General features: G+C 49.2%; 6 protein-coding genes. 4 read left to right on the forward strand and 2 right to left on the reverse strand.

All coding sequences use genetic code 11. The annotated features are described in order from the left end of the window. Nucleotides 1-234 (forward strand): hypothetical protein (locus tag ABGY95_RS12960; protein WP_347442107.1); only part of this gene is annotated, 234 nt, incomplete at its 5' end. Then, the gene (locus ABGY95_RS12965) at nt 234-341 is read left to right on the forward strand and encodes a PEP-utilizing enzyme (RefSeq protein WP_347442108.1); all 108 of its coding nucleotides are present in this window, start codon (nt 234-236) and stop codon (nt 339-341) included. The genes ABGY95_RS12960 and ABGY95_RS12965, both read left to right, overlap by 1 nt. Nucleotides 342-601: 260 nt before the next feature. Here ABGY95_RS12965 and trpB read toward each other — a convergent pair whose 3' ends face one another. Then, the gene (trpB, locus tag ABGY95_RS12970) at nt 602-1,795 is read right to left on the reverse strand and encodes a tryptophan synthase subunit beta (protein WP_347442109.1); all 1,194 of its coding nucleotides are present in this window, start codon (nt 1,793-1,795) and stop codon (nt 602-604) included. 169 nt (nt 1,796-1,964) lie between these two features. Here trpB and ABGY95_RS12975 point away from each other — a divergent pair, with 169 nt between their 5' ends. Next, nucleotides 1,965-2,693, forward strand: coding sequence for a L,D-transpeptidase family protein (locus ABGY95_RS12975; RefSeq protein ID WP_347442110.1), 729 nt, complete (start codon nt 1,965-1,967; stop codon nt 2,691-2,693). A 232-nt stretch (nt 2,694-2,925) separates the two neighbouring features. Further along, nucleotides 2,926-3,744, forward strand: a complete 819-nt coding sequence (gene moaD / locus ABGY95_RS12980; protein WP_347442111.1) for a molybdopterin converting factor subunit 1 — start codon at nt 2,926-2,928, stop codon at nt 3,742-3,744. On the opposite strand, the gene ABGY95_RS12985 is transcribed toward moaD, so the two are convergent. Further along, nucleotides 3,741-4,535: an HAD family hydrolase gene (locus ABGY95_RS12985; protein WP_347442112.1), complete on the reverse strand. Its 795-nt coding sequence runs from the start codon at nt 4,533-4,535 to the stop codon at nt 3,741-3,743. The genes moaD and ABGY95_RS12985 overlap by 4 nt on opposite strands. Nucleotides 4,536-4,770 lie beyond the last annotated feature (235 nt).

Raw genomic sequence — 4,770 nt, forward strand, 5'->3', positions numbered from 1 at the left:
AGAGGCCTAATCGTTGAGAGAAAGCTACAAGAATCATCTGTCACTAATCCACCGGACTGTTACGAAACACACGGAGAAATCACTCTGAGCACACATCTTACCTCTCCTCAGACTACTGCATCTTCCGACTCGTCAGAACTGATGGTACTGGAGCGCGCTCAGGTATTGCAAGAGGACGCTTCCGTATCCTTCACGTCCCAGGGGGCGCAACACTCAAGGAAGATGAAATTCTAATGGAGCAGCAAACTGACCCGCGATGGATAGTTATCTTCCCTGCTTCAAACGGTCTATTAGTGGAGCGAGGCTCGCAGCTGTCTCACTCGGCAATGGGCGCTGAATGAACATAGTTTTCTTTGATTGCCTGTGGAGAAATATGAAATATCAAGAGACTTCTCTAATCGAGCATCCCACTGAGCCCAACCTCCGCGCGGGATTGACCAAGTGGTTTGATCTATACAATAACTGGAGGACTACGATTGATTTGGCAATGATACGTCCTCAAATACCTAAGAACCTGAATCTGGAAACAATCTCAATCTACAGGAACAAGACATCGCTTAGCGCCGAAATCGTACAAAGTTTGGTAGTCTCCACTTCTAGCTTAGTCCTTGATGAGGTATTTAGAAGCTTGTTCTACGTCCTTATCGCCACGACCGGAAAGGTTAGCTATGATGATTTGCTCTTTGTCCATAGTGGGAGCAATCTTATTGATATACGCCATCGCATGCGAACTCTCTAGAGCTGGGATAATTCCCTCTAACGCGGAAAGCTCTGCAAAAGCAGCTAGAGCTTCGTCATCTGTCGCATAGGTGTAGTCGGAGCGACCAATATCCTTGAGATAGGCGTGCTCAGGACCGATGGCTGCGTAGTCAAGGCCAGCACTGACTGAATGAGTGAGTTCGATCTGGCCATCGTCATCAGCGAGCAGCCATGTCTTGGTTCCTTGGAGAACACCTAGTTTACCTCCTTGGAAGCGTGCTGCATGCCGCTCCTTGACTATGCCTTCACCTCCAGCTTCCACGCCCATCAATTCAACCCCCTCGTCATCAACGAAGGGATGAAACAAGCCGATCGCGTTAGAGCCACCGCCAACACAAGCGACACAGAGGTCTGGAAGACGACCTTCTTGTTCGAGAATTTGCTCACGCGCTTCGAGTCCAATCACTCGGTGGAAGTCGCGCACCATCATTGGAAATGGGTGTGGTCCAAGAGCCGAACCGAGAATGTAGTGCGTATGGTCAACTGTTGCGACCCAGTCACGGAGAGCTTCGTTCACAGCATCCTTGAGAGTTGACTGGCCATTGGTCACTGGACGAACGTCTGCCCCGAGAAGCTTCATACGCACAACGTTAAGAGCTTGACGTTCAATATCCACAGCGCCCATGTAAACGATACATTCCATACCGAAGCGTGCACAAACTGTGGCTGTAGCCACTCCGTGTTGGCCTGCACCAGTCTCAGCGATGATGCGCTTCTTTCCAAGACGCTTGGCCAAGAGAATCTGGCCAATCGCGTTGTTAATTTTGTGTGCTCCAGTGTGCAGCAGGTCTTCACGCTTTAGGTAAATTTTTGCACCACCGAGCTTTTCGGTCCATCGCTCAGCAAAATACAATGGTGTAGGACGACCACAATATTGACGTAAAAGATAGTCGAGTTCCTTCTGAAATTCAGGGTCAGCCTTAGCTGCTTCATATTGGGCTGTGAGATCCTGAAGTGGTGCCATCAATGTCTCGGGGACAAACAATCCCCCGTAGGTTCCAAAGTGGCCACTAGCATCTGGTAATTGCGCATTCATCTGCGCTCTACGTACGCCAGATACCAGTAAGATTCAAGTGGGATTAGTCGTGTTATTTGGTCCGTGACGTCAATTCCTAACCTGTTAGTCCATCATTACTGACTTGTGGAGCCAAGAAATCGCCGCCACATTACTTGACGACTACATCTATCTGCTGCACACTCCGTCCATGAAAATAGTGCTCCTGCTGTTTATGAGCATCCTTCCCCTCGCAGCTTGGCAACTCCCTCCGCAGTGCAAACAATTAGTCGTGGGAACTGCTAAAAGCTGGAATTCCTCCTATGTCAGCGTCATGCTCTACGAGAAAAAAGGCAAGGACTGGAAGGCCCTCACTCAGCCAGTCACTGGTCGGCTGGGAAAAAACGGACTAGCCTGGGGGCGAGGCATCCACCCCGATGCCAGCAAGCCACACTTGAAACGGGAGGGTGATGGTCGCTCTCCTGCTGGAGTTTTCCAGATTGGACAAGCATTTGGATCGCATAAAAGCATCAAGAAAAAGCGCAGCTTAGCCTACACCCAAGTCACAACCCGCGACCTCTGGGTCGAAGACTCATCCTCACCCTACTACAACCGCCACCTCAGAATCGACCACGAACCTAACTCAGCGTGGGAGAAAAAAGCGCAAATGCGTCAGAACGACTACCCGCACTCGCTCAAACTCTACATCGGCCACAATACCGCCTCCGCCCAGCAAAAGGCCAAACCCAATGCCGGCTCCTCCATCTTCTTCCACATCTGGCGAAATGCTGGCAAGTCCCCCACCGCCGGCTGCACCACCATTCCCGAGTCGCAGCTACGACAACTCATCAGCAAGATCGACCCCAGAAAAACTCCCCTCTACATCCTCCTACCCCAGGCCGAATACTCAAAGTTCCGCACCGAGTGGAAACTTCCCTGACCCCCACACTTCATAAAAAAAAATTCTTTTCCTACTTCCTAGGATGTCTATTTTATCCTCTCCAAATTCAAAGTCCTAAAGCATGGATTCTAACAGCATCAGGCCGCCAACTGATCGACATTCTTGGGGAGCACCAGCAGTAAAGTCCCCCAAGCCCGCAGTCTCTCACTTAAATCTTTTTGTGTAATCGTTATTGATTGGTACAAAGACATAGCCCACAACTCTCACTGTCATGTCAGCACCACTCTACGGACTTCTACTCGTCGGCGGCAAATCATCTCGCATGGGCCAAGATAAAGCCCAGCTTATGTACCGTGACGACCAACCAGAATGGATACGCTTGCACAGTATTTTAGAACAGCATTGCGATAAAACCTTTCTTAGCCATCGAGCCAGTCAAAATTTCGGAGTGACTGCGATCATCGATCCGGCTGAAGGCCCACTGTTTGCTATCCATACAGCACAAGCAGCTCACCCAATGGCTCGCTGGTTAGTCATCGCTTGTGACCTTCCGCTATTAGAATCAGCCACGCTAGACGAACTTATCGCTGGAGCATCTCTACAAAGCCAAGCTACTAGCTACCACAGCCGCGTGGACCACCGCGCTGAACCACTGTGTGCAATATATGAACCATCCTCAGCAGATGCCATCAGCCAAGCAGTAAAAAAGGGATCGCGATGCCCTCGTAAGCTTCTAGAAACGATCGAGACTAAGCTTCTCAAGCTCTCAGACTCCCACGCTCTGGATAACGCTAATACACCAGCGGACACATTAGAGGTCCGCAGTTTTCTAACCAACTCACGTATGCCCAAAACAATCACCGTTCGCTATTTCGCCCAGCTTCGCGAGCTTGCAAAATGTGAGGAGGAAACAATCACTACTGAATGCGTCACTTCATCTGGTCTCTACGAAGAACTTAAAGCGCGCCACGCCTTCCCGCACAAGCAAAAGCAATTGATGCTAGCGATCAATGACGACTTCACCGACTGGGCCACACCACTCAAAGCTGGTGATGAGGTTGTCTTCATTCCTCCCGTTGCTGGAGGTTAAGCTAAAAAGAAGTTGAGAGCTTCGACACTGCCAAGGCTCCCGTGGGCCTTGGCCACGTAACCACCGTGGCTACTCACATGGTCTTTCACTTCTTGGTGAGAATTCCCCACACAAGCAATCAAGCCAGCAACATCTGGGTGAAGTTTATCGATGTCATTGTGCCCGTCACCAATGGCAAAGACTCTCTCTAACGGCACCTGCACCCTCCTTGCCAATTCCTGTAAAGAAGTTCCCTTGTGGTAGTCCTTATGAGTAAATCTCATATAGATAGAATTGCGTAGCACCCCCACTAGGCCGTGGTCCTTTCGTTGCTCTTCCACAAATGCAGCAATCACCATCATCTCTTCTTCGGAGCTCGCGATAATCCCTGCGGGGTCCCCCTCTTCTTCGATCCACTGGGCTGAAGTCTCCTCTTCGATATATTGTTTCATCAAATCAATGAAGCCGGCTGATTCCTTCATGAAATGCGCGGTGTCTTTCGCATATTGCTCATGCCAGTCTTCCACCCGTTTCCACCGACCAAGCTTGTCGCTAGGGGTGTAAATCTCACGTTCTCGCGCCACTAGAAAATCTGGAGCGAATGGAAAGTTGCTTTGCTCAAAACCTTCCAACATGAAGAGCAAAGACCTCCCTGTATTGATTGCCCATAACCATCCTTGCTTGCGTAATCTCTCAATCGTCTCGTAGAAAACGGGCTCTAAAACTACCTCTTCCTCAGGAAGAAATAGAGTGCCATCAAAATCAAATGATAAGATTCCTCTCACTTCTTCAGGATAGTCCAACGCGCGCATGCTCTTAAACTATCGCTCAACTAACGAATAGAAACTGTAAAAGTCGCTCACGAGCAGAATAATCAAATCAGCCTTAAATATCATTATATATATGCCTTAAGTAAAGAACTTGGATTCAACCTGGAAGTGCACCTTGTTAGTTAGGTGTTAAAAACATAAAGTTTGGGGTCTTTCTGTCGAGTACTTTACGAGGTCTGCTGTTTAGCTTTCTCTCAACTTCAGCTATTTGATCGTC

The organism is Rubritalea sp. (assembly GCF_039830215.1).
Classification (GTDB): Bacteria; Verrucomicrobiota; Verrucomicrobiia; order Verrucomicrobiales; family Akkermansiaceae; genus Rubritalea.